This is a genomic window from Mycolicibacterium madagascariense, assembly GCF_010729665.1.
In the GTDB taxonomy this organism is placed as follows: domain Bacteria; phylum Actinomycetota; class Actinomycetes; order Mycobacteriales; family Mycobacteriaceae; genus Mycobacterium; species Mycobacterium madagascariense.
Genome location: NZ_AP022610.1, coordinates 852,151 through 870,557, shown reverse-complemented (window position 1 = coordinate 870,557; position 18,407 = coordinate 852,151). Strand labels below are relative to the sequence as shown.

At 69.4% G+C, this 18,407-nt stretch carries 17 protein-coding genes; 4 read left to right on the top strand and 13 right to left on the bottom strand.

Features of this window, described 5'->3' with window-relative positions; all coding sequences use genetic code 11:
* Positions 1–2 precede the first annotated feature (2 nt).
* The 7 genes from G6N60_RS04020 to G6N60_RS03990 form a co-directional block, all read right to left on the bottom strand.
* Positions 3–851 (bottom strand): hypothetical protein, encoded by an 849-nt coding sequence (locus G6N60_RS04020; protein WP_163732879.1) that lies wholly within the window; start codon positions 849–851, stop codon positions 3–5.
* Between the two features lie 30 nt (positions 852–881).
* On the bottom strand, positions 882–1,745 hold the full coding sequence (gene ppk2, locus G6N60_RS04015) for a polyphosphate kinase 2 (RefSeq protein ID WP_163732877.1): 864 nt from the start codon (positions 1,743–1,745) through the stop codon (positions 882–884).
* 129 nt (positions 1,746–1,874) lie between these two features.
* Positions 1,875–3,386 (bottom strand): aldehyde dehydrogenase family protein, encoded by a 1,512-nt coding sequence (locus G6N60_RS04010; RefSeq protein ID WP_163732873.1) that lies wholly within the window; start codon positions 3,384–3,386, stop codon positions 1,875–1,877.
* Between the two features lie 9 nt (positions 3,387–3,395).
* The gene (locus G6N60_RS04005; protein ID WP_179969637.1) at positions 3,396–3,977 is read right to left on the bottom strand and encodes a phosphatase PAP2 family protein; all 582 of its coding nucleotides are present in this window, start codon (positions 3,975–3,977) and stop codon (positions 3,396–3,398) included.
* A 1-nt stretch (position 3,978) separates the two neighbouring features.
* On the bottom strand, positions 3,979–4,494 hold the full coding sequence (locus tag G6N60_RS04000) for a mycothiol transferase (protein ID WP_163732870.1): 516 nt from the start codon (positions 4,492–4,494) through the stop codon (positions 3,979–3,981).
* Positions 4,495–4,542: 48 nt separating this feature from the next.
* A complete protein-coding gene (gene brnA / locus G6N60_RS03995) occupies positions 4,543–4,770 on the bottom strand; it encodes a type II toxin-antitoxin system BrnA family antitoxin (RefSeq protein WP_163732867.1) in 228 nt (75 codons plus the stop codon).
* Positions 4,760–5,023 (bottom strand): BrnT family toxin, encoded by a 264-nt coding sequence (locus G6N60_RS03990; RefSeq protein ID WP_163732864.1) that lies wholly within the window; start codon positions 5,021–5,023, stop codon positions 4,760–4,762. Before G6N60_RS03990 ends, brnA begins: the two co-directional genes overlap by 11 nt.
* Positions 5,024–5,153: 130 nt before the next feature.
* On the opposite strand from G6N60_RS03990, the gene G6N60_RS03985 reads away from it, so the two are divergent.
* Positions 5,154–6,896: an N-acyl-D-amino-acid deacylase family protein gene (locus tag G6N60_RS03985; RefSeq protein ID WP_163732861.1), complete on the top strand. Its 1,743-nt coding sequence runs from the start codon at positions 5,154–5,156 to the stop codon at positions 6,894–6,896.
* On the opposite strand, the gene G6N60_RS03980 is transcribed toward G6N60_RS03985, so the two are convergent.
* Both G6N60_RS03980 and G6N60_RS03975 read right to left on the bottom strand, forming a co-directional pair.
* A complete protein-coding gene (locus tag G6N60_RS03980) occupies positions 6,868–7,734 on the bottom strand; it encodes a carbon-nitrogen hydrolase family protein (RefSeq protein ID WP_163732858.1) in 867 nt (288 codons plus the stop codon). The genes G6N60_RS03985 and G6N60_RS03980 overlap by 29 nt on opposite strands.
* Before the next feature lie 58 nt (positions 7,735–7,792).
* Entirely contained in the window at positions 7,793–8,605 is an 813-nt protein-coding gene (locus G6N60_RS03975; RefSeq protein ID WP_163732855.1) for an SDR family NAD(P)-dependent oxidoreductase, read from the bottom strand.
* Positions 8,606–8,704: 99 nt separating this feature from the next.
* On the opposite strand from G6N60_RS03975, the gene G6N60_RS03970 reads away from it, so the two are divergent.
* Complete coding sequence (locus G6N60_RS03970; protein ID WP_163732852.1) at positions 8,705–10,024, top strand: MFS transporter; 1,320 nt, start codon at positions 8,705–8,707, stop codon at positions 10,022–10,024.
* Here the strand turns inward: G6N60_RS03970 and G6N60_RS03965 are convergent.
* The 3 genes from G6N60_RS03965 to G6N60_RS03955 form a co-directional block, all read right to left on the bottom strand.
* A complete protein-coding gene (locus G6N60_RS03965) occupies positions 9,996–11,108 on the bottom strand; it encodes a hypothetical protein (RefSeq protein WP_163732849.1) in 1,113 nt (370 codons plus the stop codon). The two genes, G6N60_RS03970 and G6N60_RS03965, sit on opposite strands and share 29 nt — an antisense overlap.
* Before the next feature lie 394 nt (positions 11,109–11,502).
* Positions 11,503–13,128: a chaperonin GroEL gene (gene groL, locus G6N60_RS03960; protein ID WP_163732847.1), complete on the bottom strand. Its 1,626-nt coding sequence runs from the start codon at positions 13,126–13,128 to the stop codon at positions 11,503–11,505.
* A gap of 195 nt (positions 13,129–13,323) precedes the next feature.
* A complete protein-coding gene (locus G6N60_RS03955) occupies positions 13,324–13,890 on the bottom strand; it encodes a TetR/AcrR family transcriptional regulator (protein WP_246240297.1) in 567 nt (188 codons plus the stop codon).
* Positions 13,891–13,983: 93 nt separating this feature from the next.
* Here G6N60_RS03955 and G6N60_RS03950 point away from each other — a divergent pair, with 93 nt between their 5' ends.
* Positions 13,984–14,874: an SDR family NAD(P)-dependent oxidoreductase gene (locus G6N60_RS03950; protein WP_372511045.1), complete on the top strand. Its 891-nt coding sequence runs from the start codon at positions 13,984–13,986 to the stop codon at positions 14,872–14,874.
* A gap of 31 nt (positions 14,875–14,905) precedes the next feature.
* Complete coding sequence (locus G6N60_RS03945) at positions 14,906–15,790, top strand: SDR family NAD(P)-dependent oxidoreductase (RefSeq protein WP_163732844.1); 885 nt, start codon at positions 14,906–14,908, stop codon at positions 15,788–15,790.
* On the opposite strand, the gene G6N60_RS03940 is transcribed toward G6N60_RS03945, so the two are convergent.
* Positions 15,778–18,309, bottom strand: coding sequence for an excinuclease ABC subunit UvrA (locus tag G6N60_RS03940; protein WP_163732842.1), 2,532 nt, complete (start codon positions 18,307–18,309; stop codon positions 15,778–15,780). The genes G6N60_RS03945 and G6N60_RS03940 overlap by 13 nt on opposite strands.
* Between the last annotated feature and the right edge of the window lie 98 nt (positions 18,310–18,407).

The window sequence follows — 18,407 nt, the reverse complement described above, 5'->3', positions numbered from 1 at the left end:
GGTCAGCGGCGGCGCAGGCCGCCGAGCGTCGTCGCGAGCACGCCGAGCACCACCAGACCTCCGCCGGCCGCCAGCACCAGATTGAGCCACGTGTGCGCGCTGCCGATGGCGTGCTCGATCATCGCGGCCGCCACGTTCCTGACGTCGGTCGCCGCGGCGTCGAGAGCCCTGGCGAGATACCGCCGACCCACCTCGATGGCCGCCCAACCCGCGGCACCCACGATCAGGCCCGAAACGCCAAGTGCGACAAGCGCCTTCCCGCGGCGCCGGGCGGCGGCCAGCGTCAACAGCGCGAAGACCCCCGCCAGCACGGCGGCCCCGACACTGACCCAGGGCCCCCACGCCGCCACCTGGCGCAGCTGGCCGGGCCGCAGCGAGTGCGACACGTCCTCCGTCAGCGGGATCTCCAGCGTCTTGGGCGGCCGAATGCCGAAGCCCGCCAACGTCTGCTGGAACGAGGAGTCGGCCAACATGGGCGACAGGTCGATCTCCCAGCGGCCGGACGCGTCGGTCCGGGCGACCGTGTCGGTGAACAGCCAGTCGTGGGCCACCTGATTGGCCAGCGCGAACTGGCCGGGGAACGCGTTGCCTCCGGTGTAGGCCCTGGCCGCCCCCGCGATCAGGTTGGGGTTGACGTCGTCGTACCCGGAGTTCACGGCCAGCGTCGTCAGCTGGTCGGCGAGCGCGCCGGCCATCGCCTGCTGCAGAACCGGGTCCTTGGCCGCGGAGGTGGCGAGCGCGGAGTAGCCCTGGCGATCGACGAGGTCGTGCTGGGCCCACGCCGCCGGGATGGCCACCGCCAGCGCCAGGGTCGTCAGCAGCCAGCAGAGGACGGCCGTCAGCAACCGCACGGGCGTCCCTCCACTCCGGGACGCCGCCGATCAGTCAGTCAGCGCGCGCCCCACGATGAGGGGATCGGCGACGCCGACCACCTCGCGGTCCTTGTTGTCGTAGTCGAACTTACCGAGCACGTGGCGCATGGCGTTGAGACGGGCGCGCTTCTTGTCGTTGCTCTTGACCACGGTCCACGGCGCGACGTCGGTGTCGGTCAGCGCGAACATGTCCTCCTTGGCCGCGGTGTAGGCCTCCCACTTGTCGAGTGACGCGAGGTCCGTCGGGGAGAGCTTCCACTGCCGCACGGGGTCGACCTGGCGGATGGTGAACCGGGTGCGCTGCTCGGCCTGGGTGACCGAGAACCACAGCTTGGTCAGGCTGATGCCGTCGTCGACCAGCATCTGCTCGAACAGCGGTGCCTGCCTGATGAATTCGGCGTGCTGCTCGGGCGTGCAGTAGCCCATGACGCGCTCGACCCCGGCCCGGTTGTACCAGGAGCGGTCGAACAGCACGATCTCACCGGCGGCGGGCAGGTGGGTCACGTAGCGCTGGAAGTACCACTGGGTGCGTTCGCGGTCGGTGGGCTTCTCCAGCGCGACGACGCGGGCGCCGCGGGGGTTGAGGTGTTCCATGAAGCGCTTGATGGTGCCGCCCTTGCCGGCGGCGTCGCGGCCCTCGAAGACGATGACGTGCCGCAGGCCGTTGGCCTGGCTCCACACCTGCAGCTTGAGCAGCTCGATCTGCAGCAGCCGCTTCTGCTCCTCGTAGTCGTGGCGCGACATGCGCTCGTCGTAGGGGTAGCCCTCGCGCCACGTGTCGACGTCCTTGCCGCTGGGATGGTGGACCAGCACGGGATCGTCGTCATCGTCGTCGCGGACGGAGTAGAACTCGGATCCCTGGAGCGCAGTCACGCCCGAGAAACTATCGACCACGGCCGAATCGGGGGTGACGGCCGGGTGAACGGCAGGTGGCGCGCCGACCCTACGGTTGATGACGGGATCGGGCCGATTTCCGTCATCAACCGTAGTCTCGGCGAGGAATCACTTGGCGACGCGCTTGGGGCGCATCAGCGCCAGCTTCGTCATCATCAAGTTCATCCGCTTCATCGCCTTGAGCGAGTTGTGGTAGTAGTTGCCGCCCGCGCCGATCGCCGTGCGGGGCGCGACGATGGCCTCCTGGCGGCAGAACTTGCGCAGGCCCTCGGCGCCACCGAACCGGGCGCCGATACCGGAGGTCTTCCAACCGCCCATCGGCGCGGTGGTGCACATCAGGTTGGAGATCACGTCGTTGACGTTGACCGCACCGCAATCCAATTCCAGCGCAACGTCATTGGCGCGTTCGACGTCCTTGGAGAACACCGCTGCGCTCAGCCCGTACGGACTGTCGTTGGCCAGCCGCACCGCCTCGGCGACGGTGGACACCTTCATGATCGGCAGCGTGGGCCCGAAGGTCTCCTCGGTCATGCACAGCATCGAGTGGTCGACGTCGACGAGCACCGTCGGCGGGTAGAAGCTGCCCGGGCCCGTCGGTCGCCGGCCGCCGGTCAACGCCCTGGCACCCTTGGCAATGGCGTCCTGGACGTGCTTGTCGGTGACCTCGACCTGGCTGTCGTCGATCAGGGCGCCGAAGTCATGGCCCTCCCCCGCGCCCATCCTGAGGTTCTCGACGTCGCGCACGACGGCCGCGACGAACTGGTCGTAGACCTGCTCGAGCACGTAAACGCGCTCGACCGACACGCAGGTCTGGCCGGCGTTGAACATCGCCCCCCAGACCGCGGCGTGGGCCGCGAGGTCGACGTCGGCGTCGTCGAGCACGATCATCGGATCCTTGCCGCCGAGCTCCAGGCTGACGGGGGTGAGCCGGCGGGCGGCGCGTTCCATCACCTTGGCTCCGGTCGCACTGGAGCCGGTGAACTGGATGTAGTCACTGGAGTCGACGACGGCCTCGACGGCTTCGCGGGCGCCCTGCACGATGGCCATCACGTCGGGGGCACCCGAGTCGATCCAGCCGCGCAGCAGCAACTCTGCGGTCAGCGGGGTCCGCTCGGAGGGCTTGAGCAGCACGGCGCACCCCGCCGCGAGCGCGCCAAGCCCGTCCATCAGCAGATTGGCGACGGGGTAGTTCCACGGCGCGACGATGCCGACGATCGGACGCGGCCGATAGTGCACCGCGATCTTCTTGATCGCCAGGAACGGCAGCGACGCGGGCCGGGTCTCGGGCGCCAGCGCCTTCTCCATGGTCTTGACGTAGTAGGAGGCGATCATGATCAGCAGCGGCACCTCCTGGGCGGCGTCCGTCGCGGACTTGCCCGTCTCGGAGATCAGCAGCTTCTCGATCTCGTCGCGGTGTTCGCCGAGCCATACCGCGTAGCGGGCGAGCACCTTCGCCCGGCCGGCGGCGCCACGCGCCTCCCACTCGCGCTGGGACCGCCGCAGCCCGGCCACGATGCGGGGGACGTCGGCGGGATCGGTCCATCGCACCGTGCCCGCGACCTCACCCGTGGCGGGGTTGAGGATCGTGGCGCTGGCGTCGATGTCAGGCGTGGCTGTCATCCCCTCATGCTAACCGCCGCTGTGATCTGGGTCGCAGCGGGGTTGACACCTGTCAAGTCCGGCGGCCAGCGCCGCCAGGCACATCAGCGACGTGCCCAGCAGCACCGCCCCGACGGTGTCGGTGAAGTAGTGGTACGTGCAGGCCTGCCCGACCAGGCCCGCGAGCAGCACGACGGTCGCCACGACGAACATCCACGTCGCCGCCCCCGCCGCGATGACCAGCAGCGCGAGCACCACCAGCGAGACCGTCACGTGGCCGCTCGGATAGGCCAGCGCGCCGACCTTCTCCCGGCCGAACAGCCGTTTCAGCACCCGCTCGGCCGTGACCGCCACGACCGGGGTCAGCGCCGTGACCGCGGCGAGGCGCCACCGCCGCTGCACGCAGACGACCGCGATGGCGACGAGGTATCCCGCCACGACCAACCGCCGGTCGGTGAAGTGCAACAGGAACCACACCCAGGGATGGTCGACGCGGTAGTGCAGGAACCAGTCGTCGAGCGGAGTGGACCCCTTGCCCACCACCAGCCCGAGCACCACCATCGCGGCAATCCCGACCAGCGGCCACCACCGCAGGACGGCGTGCCGGCTCATGTCACGCGAGACCCCGGACGTATGCGGCCTGACCGAGATGCTGCGCGCAGTCGTCGATGATGCTGACGATGCGGGCGCTGGCCGTCACCGGCGGCGTCCACCGCTTGTCGACGATCTTCGCGAGGTCCTCGGCCGTCGCCGACGCGACGTAGGCCAGCGTCATGGCGTGCACGGCGCGGTAGTAGCCGCCGAGTAGGTCGGCCGATGCCCGCACCTTTGCGACCTGTTCGGGGGTGTGGCCGTAGCCGTTCGAGTCGCGCGGCAGATCGAGGCCAAAGCGGTCGACCCAGCCTTCGCGGAACCACACCTGTTCGGTGCCCGCGATGTCGCTCAGCTGCGCGTCCTGCACGCGCGCGCTGTGCCACAGCAACCACGCGATCGGGTTGGCGTCCGGCGCAGGCTTGAAGTAGGCCACCTCGTCGGTCAGACCGTCGACGAGGTCGTCGGCATGCTCGATGAGCCGGGTGAACGCGTCGCGCAACACCTCACGGGTGGTGGCGATATCGGTGTCGGCCATGGCGCCGACGCTACCCGGCGGGGCGGTGACGGGCGGGATCGCGGGTGGTCAGGCCGCGGAGTGGTCGAGCCTCTCGGCGATCCACACCTTGATGAGCGACTGGCGCGTGACGCCGAGCCGGGTGGCCTCACGGTCGAGTTCGACGATCATCCACGCCGGGAAGTCGACGTTGACGCGGCGGTGCTCTTCGCCGGGTCGCCGTGCACGCGCGGCATCCAGAGCGTGGGTCACGTCCTCGCCGGCGTCGAACCGGGCGTCGAACTCCTCAGCCTTCATAGATCGCAATCTCACTTTCCCGGGAGCGGCGTACCGAGATGATCCGGACGTGTCCGTCTCGGTAGGTAACCACTGCCGACCAGCATTGGCCGGCTGCCTGACCGATCACCATCCACCTCGGCTCGTCCGTCGTCCGCGCTGGGATCTCGATGCGGTGCGTATCACGCCAAATGGCTTGCGCCGCTTCGAAATCGATACCATGCTTGGCCGAATTGACCACGCTCTTCGCGGGATCGAACTCGAACTCGAGCATGTATAGAAATCATACCGTAATTACACCTCGGGAAATGCAGTGGCATGATCGGTCGACGTCTCGCAGAGGAATTCGTGGGGATCGCGGTAATCCCGCCACGCACCCAGACGGCAGTCGTACATTCGGCGGTATGGCCTTCGACCTCATCATCCGCAACGGCACCATCGTCGACGGGCTCGGCGGGGAGCCCTACGTCGGGGACGTCGCGGTGTCCGACGGAGTCATCGCTGCGATCGGGACCGTCGACGGCACGGCGACCCGCGAGATCGACGCGACCGGCCTGCTCGTCACGCCGGGCTTCGTCGACCTGCACACCCACTACGACGGGCAGGCCATCTGGTCGGATCGCATGACGCCGTCGTCGGCGCACGGCGTCACGACCGCCGTGATGGGCAACTGCGGCGTGGGTTTCGCACCGTGCCGGCCCGAGGACCACGACACGCTCGTCGACCTGATGGCAGGCGTCGAGGACATCCCCGGCGTCGTCATGGTCGACGGACTGCCTTGGACGTGGGAGACGTTCCCCGAGTTCCTGGACGCCCTGGATGCCCGCGACCGCGACATCGACGTCGCGTCCCTGCTGCCGCACTCCCCGCTGCGGGTGTACGTCATGGGCAGGCGCGGGGTGGACCGCGAACCCGCCACCGCCGAGGACCTCGCCCTCATGCGCAAGCTCGCGGCCGAGGCCGTCGAGGTCGGCGCGCTGGGCTTCGCATCCTCGCGCCTGACCCTGCACAAGAGCGAAAGTGGCCAGCCCATACCGAGTTTCGAGGCGGGCCGCGACGAGATCGAGGCCATCGCGCGCGGCGTCAAGGACGCCGGCGGCGGTCTGATCCAGTTCGTCCCCGACCTGGTCGCAGGCGACTACGGTCCCGCGCTGCAGACGGTGTTCGACGTCGCCGAGGACGTCGAACTGCCGGTGACGTTCACGCTGGCGATCGGCAACGCCGGCGACCCGTTCTTCCTCGACGGGCTGAACCTCGTCGAGAAGTCCAACGCGGCCGGTGGCGACGTCACCGCGCAGGTCTTCCCGCGGCCGATCGGGCTGGTGATCGGTCTCGAACTGTCCGGAAACCCGTTCGTCACCTACCCCAGCTACCAGGCGATCGCCGAGCTCCCGCTACCGGAGCGCGTCGCCGAGATGTGCAAACCCGAAGTACGCCAACGCATTCTGGCCGACAAGCCCGGCAGCGGCGGACACCCGCTGATGTTCGCCGCGCAGGCGTTCGACTGGATGTTCCCCCTCGGCGATCCGCCCAACTACGAGCCGCCACGATCGGAGAGCATCGCCTCGCGCGCCGCGGCCCGCGGGGTCAGCCCGCTCGAGGAGGCCTACGACCGGCTGCTCGACGACGACGGGCACGCCATGCTGCTCATCACGCTCGCCAACTTCCGGGACGCCTCGCTGGACGCCGTGGCCGAGCTGTTCCACCGCGAGGACGTCGTGCTCGGTCTCGGCGACGGCGGCGCGCATTACGGAATGATCTGCGATGCAAGCTTTCCCACGTACATGCTCGCGCACTGGGCCCGCGACCGCGCGACCGGCCGCCTCAGCGTCGCCGAGGCGGTGCGCGAGCTGACGTCGGCGCCGGCCCGGGTCGCGGGTCTCGGTGACCGGGGCCGCATCGCGGTCGGCTACAAGGCCGACCTGAACGTCATCGATCACGCCGCGGTGCGCCTGCACAAGCCCGTCGTGGCCCGCGACCTCCCCGCGGGCGGACGCCGCCTGGACCAGACCGCCGATGGCTACGTCGCAACCGTGGTCTCCGGGCAGATCATCGCCGAACACGGCGTCCCGACCGCCGCCCGCCCCGGCCGGCTGGTACGCGGCCGACAGCCGTCGCCTACCCCGGGTGCCATGGCGGCGTCTTGATGCCGGTGCCGTACATCGGCAGCTCGAGATGGGCGCCGTGGCGGGCCAGCTGGTCCCACGGCCGATTCAGCCCCAGGGTGCCGCGCGTGCGGACCCGGGTCACCGCGTCCAGATCCAGGCAGTCGATCAGGACCTCCTCACCCGTGTTCGCCTGCTGGCGCACGTTCCCCTCGGGGTCGACGATGCAGCTGGCTCCTACGCCGGCCGGATCGGCGGCATTGACGTTGACGACGAAGACCTGATTGGTCCACGCGTTCGCGCGGGCGCAGACCAGTTCCATATCCCGGTCGCGGGTCGAGGTCAGGGTCGGCTGGACGACGACCTCCGCGCCGAGCCAGGCCAGCTGGCGGATCATCTCGGGGAACGAGCCGTCGTAGCAGATCGCCAGACCGATCCGGCCGACGTCGGGGATGTCGAGGACCACGAAATCGCTTCCGGGAGTGGTGCGTTCGTAGGGCTGCCACGGGAAGATCTTGCGGTAGGCCGCCACGATTTCCCCGTCGGGAGAGACCGCGATCGCGGTGTTGTACACCTTTCCCTCCGCGCCGCGCTCGTAGAGACTGCCCGGAATGAGCCATCGCTCAACGTCTTTCGCCAACGCGCAGATGCGGTCGGTGAGCGGCCCCGGAATCGGCTCGGCCACCTCGTCCATCCAGCCGGCGCGGCCCTGCAGCAGCGGCGCCTCGGCGGCCAGCATCAGTTCGGGCACGACCATCAGCTCGACGGCGGGGAAGGTGGCCCGCACCGCGCGCACCCGCTGCTCGAAGGACGCCAGGCTGGCCTCGAGGTCGAACGCGACCGGCGTGGTCTGAATGGCGGCGATGGTCAGTGTGCGCATGGGCGGTCCTCGGTGACGGTCATGCGGGCCAGAGCAACCCGCCCGTCCACCCTGCCACCTAGGTCGCGGGCCGCAGCGCGGGGTGCTGCCTGGCCAGCAGCGGCAATAGCACCCGCTTGGGGATGAGCCCGAAGATGCGCGTGCTGACCAGGCTGGGCAGCCCCGCGATGACGGTGCCGCGGTCGCGCGCCAGCGCGTCCACGCCGACACGGGCCACGTCGCGCGACGGCATCCACATGAACTTGGGGAACGCCGACGCGAACGTCGTCTCGTCGATGCCCGCGGTCTGCAGGAACTCGGTGCGCACCGGACCGGGGTTGAGCGTCGCGACCGTCACGCCGGTGCCCGCCAACTCGGCGGCCAGCGCCTCGGTGTAGCTGATGACGAATGCCTTCGTCGCCCCGTAGCCGGCCTGGCCGGGGAACGGCTGGAAGCCCGCGGTCGAGCCGACGTTCAGGATGGCGCCGCGGCCTCTCGGCACCATCTGCTGCACGGCGCGCGTGGTCAGATCGATCAGTGCTTCGACGTTGACCCGCACCTGGGCGACCTCGCGCTCGACGGTCGACTCGGCGACGGCCCCGATCGCGCCGATACCCGCATTGTTGACCAGGACGTCCACGGTCAGCCCGCGGCGCTGCACCTCGTCGAAGAGCCCCGCCCGCGCGTCGGAATCGGCGACGTCGGCCGCGATCACCTCCACCCGGACCGCGCTGAGTTCGTCGGCCAGCGCCCGCAGCTTGTCCTCCCGCCGGGCGACCAGCGTGACGCCGTGCCCGCGGGCCGCCAGTTCCCTGGCGATGTCGGCGCCGATGCCGGAGGACGCTCCGGTGACGACGGCGGTGGACGTGGGTGACGGCGCAGGAAGTGGCATGGTGGTTCCCAACGTAACGGGCTGGACGGTCTGCGGGGTTTCGATCATTGCGCGCGCAACCCTGGTGGATCCACCCGGGGCGTGAACTGATCGACGGCAATGTCCGTCATCAGCCCTCCCGCAGGAAACGACCAGAGCGGCACGGTGTCCGCCGAGGCCCGCACCGCGCTCTGGGCCAGCCTCGTCGGCACCACGATCGAGTGGTACGACTTCTTCCTCTACGCCACGGCCGCGAGCCTGGTGTTCAACAAGGCCTTCTTTCCCGACCAGACCACGTTCGTCGGCACCCTGCTGTCGTTCGCGACGTTCGCGGTCGGCTTCCTGGTCCGTCCGATCGGCGGCTTCGTCTTCGGCCACGTCGGTGACCGCATCGGCCGCAAGAAGACGCTGGCGCTGACGATGCTGCTGATGGGCGGCGCGACCGCGCTGATGGGTGCCCTGCCCACCGCCGCACAGGTGGGCGTGCTCGCGCCGATCCTGCTTTTGCTGCTGCGCATCGTGCAGGGTTTCGCGCTCGGCGGCGAATGGGCGGGGGCGGTGCTCCTGGCCGTCGAGCACGGTCCCCCGCGCAGGCGTGGATTGTTCGGCAGCATCCCGCAGGTGGGGCTCGCGATCGGATTGGCCTTGGGGACAGGGGTATTCGCGCTCCTGCAGATCGCGCTGCCCGACGATGCGTTCCTTCGCTACGGCTGGCGGATCGCGTTCCTCGTCAGCATCCTGCTGGTGGCCTTCGGCGTCGTGGTCCGACTCAAGGCCACCGAGACGCCCGCGTTCGAGAAGGTGCGCGACAGCGGCGACCGCGCGTCCGTACCGCTCAGGGAGGTCTTCCGGCCGCCCGTCCTGCGGACGACGGTGCTCGGCATGCTGTCGCGCTGGGGCGAGGGCGCGGCGTTCAACACGTGGGGCGTGTTCGCCATCTCCTATGCGACGAGCACGTTGAAGCTCGACAAGATTCCGGTGCTCATCGCCGTGACCGTGGCGGCACTGCTGATGGCGACGCTGATCCCGGTGTCCGGACTCCTGACCGATCGCTTCGGCCCGAAGACGTTGTACGCCAGCGGTATTGCAGCCTACGGGGTGGCCGTCTTCCCCGTCTTCCTGCTCTTCGACACCAAGGACATCTGGCTGTACGCGCTGGGGATGCTGGTGGTGTTCGGCGTCATCCACGCCGTGTTCTACGGCGCGCAGGGCTCGCTGTATGCGTCGCTCTACCCCGCGAGGATCCGCTACACCGGACTGTCGACGGTGTACCAGCTGTCGGGGGTCTACGCCTCGGGGCTGACGCCGCTGATCCTCACGGCGCTGATCGGCGCCGCGGGCGGGACGCCGTGGCTGGCGTGCGGCTACCTGGTGGCGACGGCGGCCATCGCGGTGGTCGCCACGCTGCTGCTCACGCCGACGCCGCTGAAGGAGCTCTAGACTTCGTCGGCTTGGCGTGCCGGGGCTTGGGCTTGGCGTGCGTGGGCTTGGCCTTCGCCTTCGAAGCCTTTGTCTTGCTTGGCTTCTCGGCCTTGACGATGGTTGTCGCGTTGGCCTTCTTGGGCTCCTGGGCGATCGCGCCCTTCGCCGCGCCGACGCTGTAGGTCGGTTGACCGGTCGCCGCTGTCGGCGTCGACAGGGCCGCCGGGGTCACGGGTGTGGGGAGCATCGACAGCACGTGGTTCACGACCTGGGTGACGGCGTCGCGGAACTGGTTGGCCAGACCAGGGGCCGCCGCGCTGTACCCGATCGGTGCGGGCAACCAGGTGAACGGATCCACCGCGTTGTTCAGCAGCTGCCCGAACAACCCGACGTCGGCGTTGGGTGAGAGTAAGCCATAGACGAGATTGCTTGCCAGACCGGGTATGTGGCCCGGCTTCGCGATGGCCGATTCGACGGACGCCTCGACGTTGACGGGCAGATTGCCGAGATAGTTCACGGTGTTCCAGCCCGCGTAGATCGGCGCACGAACCGCGAGCTGGCCCGCCTCCACGACACCGCCGAGCACGGTGTCGTTCATGACGGCCTGCACGGCGTCGTACCCCGGCACCGGATTGCCGAGATGCTTCAGAACGTCGTCGAACGCCGTCGCGAAGTCCTTGCCCGCTTGGTCGACAAGGCCCGGAAGTGGTTGCGGCAGCAGACTTCCGAGGAGCGAGACGGCCTGCTCGGTTTCGAACGGGTAGGCGACGAACGGCGCTCCGATGGAGGGATTGACGAAGCGCTGCACCAGATAGCTCAGGATGCTCGAGCCGAGTTCGGGATGCTGAGCGGCGGCCAGCACCGCCAGTGAAGCCTCGAAGGGTAGCGAGACGACGGCGTCGACGTGTATGCCGACGAGACTCGACGCCACCTCCACGCCCTTGCCGAAGGAGGACAGCACGTCGGTGATCGCGGAGGCGTTGGCGACGTCGATGCTGACCGACCGGTGCTCGGGCAGGCCCACGACGGATGCGGCCGACACCACCCCCGCGGCGACCAACGCGGCGGCGAACCTGGTGTGCGGTCTGACGGCGATGCTCATGTGATTCCCCTCGACGATGATGTGGCACCCGCCACACGTCGAGTATGTCAACGCACGATGACATATGTCAACGGTTGGAGACATAGCCGGCGTCAGACGACCCCGGCGAATACTGCCGAACGACGTCCTAGGCAGGTTTTGCACGCCACGGTCGTGAAAACTGGCCGCGCGGACGAAATCGCGACCGCAGCGTGAGGCTGGCACATAGCAATGCAGAGAGGGGATCCGCTGAGTGACGGGCCGACCCGGACTCCCTCGACACCGAGACTGAATCCCACGACGCCAGACCGCCCAAAACCGTCGCCCGATTCAGTCTGCGCTGCGTAACGTCCTAGGTAAGCGCACGAAAAAGCCCGGCTCCCAAGGGGAACCGGGCCTTCTCGTAGAGCAGGACTTAGAAGTCCATGCCGCCCATTCCACCGGTCGGGTCGCCCGCGGGAGCGGACGCCTTCTCCGGCTTGTCGGCGACGACGGCCTCGGTGGTGAGGAACAGCGCCGCGATGGACGCCGCGTTCTGCAGCGCCGAGCGCGTGACCTTGACCGGGTCGGCGACGCCGGCCTTGAGCAGGTCCTCGTACTCGCCCGACGCAGCGTTCAGGCCGTGGCCCGAGGGAAGGTTCGACACCTTCTCCGCGACGACGCCCGGCTCCAGGCCACCGTTGAAGGCGATCTGCTTGAGCGGGGCCGACAGTGCGACGCGCACGATGTTCGCGCCCGTGGCCTCGTCACCGGTGAGGGTGAGCTCGTCCAGCGAGGGCGACGCCTGCAGCAGCGCCACGCCGCCACCGGCGACGATACCCTCCTCGACGGCGGCCTTCGCGTTGCGGACCGCGTCTTCGATGCGGTGCTTGCGCTCCTTGAGCTCCACCTCGGTGGCCGCTCCGGCCTTGATTACCGCAACACCGCCGGCCAGCTTGGCCAGGCGCTCCTGCAGCTTCTCGCGGTCGTAGTCGGAGTCGCTGTTCTCGATCTCGGCGCGGATCTGCGAGACCCGGCCGGCGATCGCGTCGGCGTCGCCGGCACCACCGACGAGGGTGGTCTCGTCCTTGGTGACGACGACCTTGTCCGCCTTGCCGAGCAGCGCGACGTCGGCGGTCTCCAGGGACAGCCCGACCTCTTCGCTGATGACCTGGCCACCGGTGAGGATGGCGATGTCCTGCAGCATGGCCTTGCGGCGGTCACCGAAGCCGGGCGCCTTGACGGCGACGGACTTGAAGGTGCCGCGGATCTTGTTGACCACCAGGGTCGACAGGGCTTCGCCCTCGACGTCCTCGGCGATGATCAGCAACGGCTTGCCGGACTGAATGACCTTCTCCAGCAAGGGGAGCAGATCCTTGACGGTCGACACCTTGGAGCTGACCAGGAGGATGTAGGGATCCTCGAGGACGGCTTCCTGACGCTCGGCGTCGGTGACGAAGTAGCCCGAGATGTAGCCCTTGTCGAACCGCATGCCCTCGGTGAGCTCGAGCTGCAGGCCGAAGGTGTTGGACTCCTCGACGGTGATGACACCCTCGTTGCCGACCTTGTCCATGGCCTCGGCGATGAGGTCGCCGATCGACTGGTCACCGGCGGAGATCCCGGCGGTGGCAGCGATCTGCTCCTTGGTCTCGATCGCCTTGGCGGACGCCAGCAGCGTCTCGGTGATCTTCTCGACGGCCTTCTCGATGCCGCGCTTCAGGCCCAGCGGGTTCGCGCCGGCGGCCACGTTGCGCAGGCCTTCGCGGACGAGCGCCTGGGCGAGCACCGTGGCGGTGGTGGTGCCGTCACCAGCGACGTCGTCGGTCTTCTTGGCGACTTCCTTGACCAGCTCGGCGCCGATCTTCTCGTACGGGTCCTCCAGCTCGATCTCCTTGGCGATGGACACGCCATCGTTGGTGATCGTGGGAGCGCCCCACTTCTTCTCGAGGACGACGTTGCGACCCTTGGGCCCCAACGTCACCTTTACTGCGTCGGCGAGGGCGTTGAGCCCACGCTCGAGGCCGCGGCGGGCCTCTTCGTCATACGCAATTGTCTTGGCCATTGCGAAGTGTTCCTCCGGATTGGGGATGGCACGATGTCGTGGTCGGGCTCAGTGCCCGCGACGGACGACTGGAGTGTGCGACCGCACGTGCGGCCCCAGTCTCACCGTCCCGACCTAGCACTCACCGATCGCGAGTGCCAATCTAAGTTTTAGCACTCGACCATGGCGAGTGCAAGGTTCGGGTCCGCCGCGGCGTCACGGGGCCGACGCGCGCAGACCTGCCTCGATCACCGCGGTCACCTTGCGCGTGACCTCCTCGTCGTGGCCCTGCGTCGCCTTGCACACGACCAGCAGCGCCTTGACCTCCGCCACGCCGACGTCGCGTCGGGCGGTGCCCGCCGCCTGGGCCGCCGTCAGCAGCTCCTCGATCAACTCGAGGAACGCCGCCTCGGCCCCCGGCGCGGCGGCGTCCATGTCGATTCCGTAGCCGGCGAGCGCCTCGACCAGACCGTGGTCGGTCGCACTGGTGCTGACCATGTGGCGCAGGAAGCTGAACAGCGCCTCACCCGGACCCTCGGTGTCGAGCAGCGCCCGGCCGCTGGCGACCATGCCGCGCACGCGGTCGTCGATCACGGCGGCGAAGAGCGCCTCCTTCGTCGGGAAGTGCCGGTACACCGTGCCGGCGCCGACGCCCGCGCGGCGCGCGATCTCGTCGATCGGCACCGACAATCCCTCGGCCGCGAAGGTCTCGTAGGCCACCTCGAGCACCCGCGCGCGGTTGCGCGCGGCGTCGGCTCGCAGGGGCCTGCACCGATCGATCACGAATCCTCCCGTTGACAAAGCGGGGCGCGCGTTCCGTATATTGGTAGCAACCGGAGCGGGCGTTCCGCTTCGATCTTACCCAGGAGGATCCCCGTGACGTGGACAGCTGCCGACATCCCCGATCAGACCGGCCGCGTCGCGGTCATCACCGGCGCCAACACGGGCCTCGGCTACGAGACCGCGACCGCACTCGCGGGCCGCGGCGCGCACGTCGTGCTGGCCGTCCGCAATCTCGACAAGGGCAAGGCCGCCGCGGACCTCATCGCCAGGCGCTACCCCGGCGCCGACGTGGGCGTTCAGGAACTCGACCTGACGTCGCTCGCCTCCATCAGGGGGGCCGCGGCGAGCATCCGGGCCGCCTACGACGGCATCGACCTGCTGATCAACAACGCCGGAGTGATGATGACGCCGAAGGCCACGACGAAGGACGGGTTCGAGCTGCAGTTCGGCACCAACCATCTCGGCCACTACGCGCTGACGGGGCTGCTGCTCGACCGGATGCTGATCACCCCCGGCTCGCGCGTCGTCACCGTCAGCAGCATGGGCCACCGCGCCGGCCGCATGCGGTTCGACGACCTGCAGTCCGACACCGGGTACAACCGCGTGCGGGCCTACGGCCAGTCCAAGCTCGCCAACCTCCTCTTCACCTATCAGCTGCAGCGGCGGCTGGCCGGCCGCCGGACGATCGCGGTCGCCGCGCATCCCGGCGGCTCCAGTTCCGAACTGTCCCGTCACCTGCCCCGCGTCGTGCAGGCGGCGTTCCGGCCGCTGGAGCAGGACACCGAGATGGGCGCACTCCCCACGCTGCGGGCCGCGACCGATCCGACCGTGACCGGCGGCCAGTACCTCGGCCCCGGCGGGTTCGCCGAGATGCGCGGGTACCCCAGGGTGGTCGAGTCCAGCGGCCGCTCGCACGACATCGCCGACCAGCAGCGACTGTGGGCGGTCTCGGCAGAACTCACGGGAATCTCGTTCCCGGTCTGATCCCCCACCATCCGTCACTAAAGGAGCACACATGAGCACGTGGACCACCGCCGACATCCCCGACCAGAGCGGCCGCACCGCCATCGTCACCGGCGCCAACACCGGGCTCGGATTCGAGACGGCCAAGGCGCTCGCGGCCCGCGGGGCACACGTCGTGCTCGCCGTCCGCAACCTCGACAAGGGCAAGGACGCCGCGACGCGCATCGGTGGTGACGTCACCGTCGCCGAGTTGGACCTCACCTCGCTGGACTCCATCCGGTCCGCCGCCGACGAACTGAAGTCCCGCTACGAGGGCATCGACCTGCTGATCAACAACGCCGGCGTGATGTGGACGCCGAAGTCGACGACCAAGGACGGCTTTGAGCTGCAGTTCGGCACCAACCACCTGGGCCACTTCGCCCTGACCGGTCTGCTGCTGGAGCGACTGCTCCCGGTCGAGGGCTCGCGCGTCGTGACGGTCAGCAGCATCGGCCACCGCATCCTCGCCGACATCCACTTCGACGACCTGCAGTGGGAGCGCAGCTACAACCGCGTCGCCGCCTACGGCCAGGCCAAGCTCGCCAACCTGCTGTTCACCTACGAGTTGCAGCGCCGGCTGGCCCACCACGGGACGACGCTCGCCGCGGCCGTGCACCCCGGCGGCTCGGACACCGAACTGGCCAGGCACCTGCCCGGCTTCATGGCGCCCGCCTTCTCACTCGTCAGCCAGTCCGCGGCGATGGGAGCCCTGCCCACGCTGCGCGCGGCGACCGACCCCAGCGTGCTCGGCGGCGAGTACTACGGCCCCGACGGTTTCGGCGAGACGCGCGGCTACCCGAAGGTCGTCGCGTCGAGCGACAAGTCGCACGACGTCGCGCTCCAGCGTCGGCTGTGGGCGGTGTCGGAGGAGCTGACGAGCGTCGTCTACCCGGAGTAGGCCGACACCTTGGCCGCCAGGTACGGCGCCGTGCGGCTCTCGGTCGACCGCGCCACCTCGGCAGGCGTCCCCGCGGCGACCACGCGTCCGCCCGCATCGCCGGCGCCGGGCCCGAGGTCGATGACCCAGTCGACCCCGGCGACCACGCGCATGTCGTGTTCGGCGACGACGACGGTGTTGCCCGCGTCGACCAGGCGGTGCAGCTGCCGGTCGAGCAGGTCGACGTCGGCGGGGTGCAGCCCGGTGGTCGGCTCGTCGAGCACGTAGAGGGTGTGGTGGCGTCGGGGCCGCTGCAGTTCGCTCGCCAGCTTGATGCGCTGCGCCTCGCCGCCGGACAGTTCGGTGGCGGGCTGGCCGAGCCGCAGGTATCCCAGCCCGACGTCCTTCAGCGTGGTGAGGCTGCGGGCGGCGGCCGTGACGTCGGCGAAGAACTCCGCGGCCTCGTCGACCGTCATCGCGAGCACGTCGGCGATGGTGTGGTCGCGGTAGCGCACCGTCAGGGTGTCGTCGTCGAAGCGGGCGCCGTGACACGTCGGGCATCTGCCGTAGGTGCCGGGCAGGAACAGCAGCTCGACGGCGACGAAGCCCTCGCCCTGACACGTGGGGCAGCGCCCCTCGGCGGTGTTGAACGAGAACCGGCCCGCCGTCCAGCCGCGCCTGCGGGCGGCGGGGGTGGCCGCGAAGACCTTGCGCACCGCGTCGAACAGACCGGTGTAGGTCGCCAGCGTCGAGCGCGGCGTCCGGCCGATCGGCCGCTGGTCGACGGCGACCAGACGGTCGATCAGTTCGAGGCCGTCCGCCGTGACGCCGAGGCTCGCGTCGTGGTCGACGTCGACGATCTCGACGTCGGGTTCGTCGCCCTCGGATTCGGGGGCGACCGCCGCGCCGCCGAGATGGCGCCTGACGACGTCGCCGAGCACCTTGTAGACCAACGTCGACTTGCCGGACCCCGACACCCCGGTGACCGCGGTGTAGGCGCCGAGCGGCAGCTCGACGTCCAGATCGCGCAGATTGTGAAAGCTGATGCCGCGCAACGACAATGAGCCCTTGGCGACCCGCGGCGCGCGTGCGGCCGGCGGCTGCTCGTCGAACAGGTAGGACCGGGTGACCGACGCGGGCACGTCGGCCAGGCCGGCGACCGGGCCGCTGTAGAGCACCTCCCCGCCGAGCTCGCCCGCGCCAGGCCCCACGTCGACGACCCAGTCCGCGCGGCGCACCACGTCCATGTCGTGCTCGACGACGAACAGCGAGTTGCCCGCCCGCCGCAACCGGTCGAGGACGTCGAGCAGGGGTTCCGCGTCGGCGGGATGCAGTCCGGCCGACGGCTCGTCGAGCACGTAGAGGACGCCGAACAGGCCGGCCCGCAACTGCGTGGCCAACCGCAGCCGCTGCAGCTCCCCCGGCGAGACCGTCGGCGTGCGGCGGTTCAGCGCGAGGTAACCGAGGCCGAGGTCGACGAGCACCTGGATGCGGGCCACCAGGTCGGCGGCGATCATCGTCGCGACCTCGGTGAGCTCACCCGACTCGGTCGACTCGTACGCGGTCTGGAATTCGGTGCGGGTCGCGGCCGGGCGCAGCGCGTCGGCCAGTTCGGTCAGCGGCAGCGCCACCAGCTCGGCGATGTTGGCGCCGGCGAACGTGACGGCCAGGGCCTCCGGCCGCAGGCCCGACCCGTCGCACACCGGGCAGTCGACACTGTCGACGAACTCGAGCACGCGGCGGCGCATCATCGCGCTCTGGGAGTTGGCCAGCGTGTGGCGGACGTGGCGTTCGGCGCTGGAGAACGTGCCGTTGTAGGTGTAGTCGGCGGTCACGTTGGCGCGGTCGGGATGGATCTCCACGGTGGGTTGCTCGTCGGTGAACAGGATCCAGTCGCGGGCCTTCCTCGACAGCTTGCGCCACGGCTTGTCGATGTCGTAGCCCAGCGTGATGAGGATGTCGCGCAGGTTCTGGCCCTGCCAGGCGCCCGGCCACGCGGCGACGGCGCCCTCGCGGATCGTCAGCGATGGATCGGGCACCAGCGTCTCCTCGGTGACCCGGTGGATCCGGCCGAGGCCGTGGCACTCCGGACAGGCGCCGACGGCGGTGTTCGGCGAGAAGGCGTCGGAGTCGAGCCGCTCGGTGAAGCCCTTCGGGAACGTCCCGGCGCGGGAGAACAGCATGCGCAGCAGGTTCGACAGCTGCGTCACCGTGCCGACCGACGATCGCGACGACGCCGTGCCGCGCCGCTGCTGCAGGGCGACGGCGGGCGGCAGGCCGGTGATGTCGTCGACCTTCGGCGCGCCGCCAGGCAGCAAAAGCCGGCGCGCGTAGGGCGCGACCGACTCGAAGTAGCGTCGCTGAGCCTCGGCGTAGATCGTGCCGAACGCCAGCGACGACTTTCCCGAGCCGGAGATGCCGGTGAAGGCGACGAACGCGTCGCGCGGCGCCGCGACGTCGACGCCGCGCAGGTTGTGCACGCGCGAGCCGAGCACGCGGACGAACGGGTCGGTGGGTTCGTCGGTGGTCGGCGGGGACATCCCGTCATTGTGCTGCGTTGGCGTGTCGCAGGGGACACGTCCTGCAGATATGCGTCCGCGTAACCCCTTGGCCTAGACTGCCCTTCGACCAGATTGGA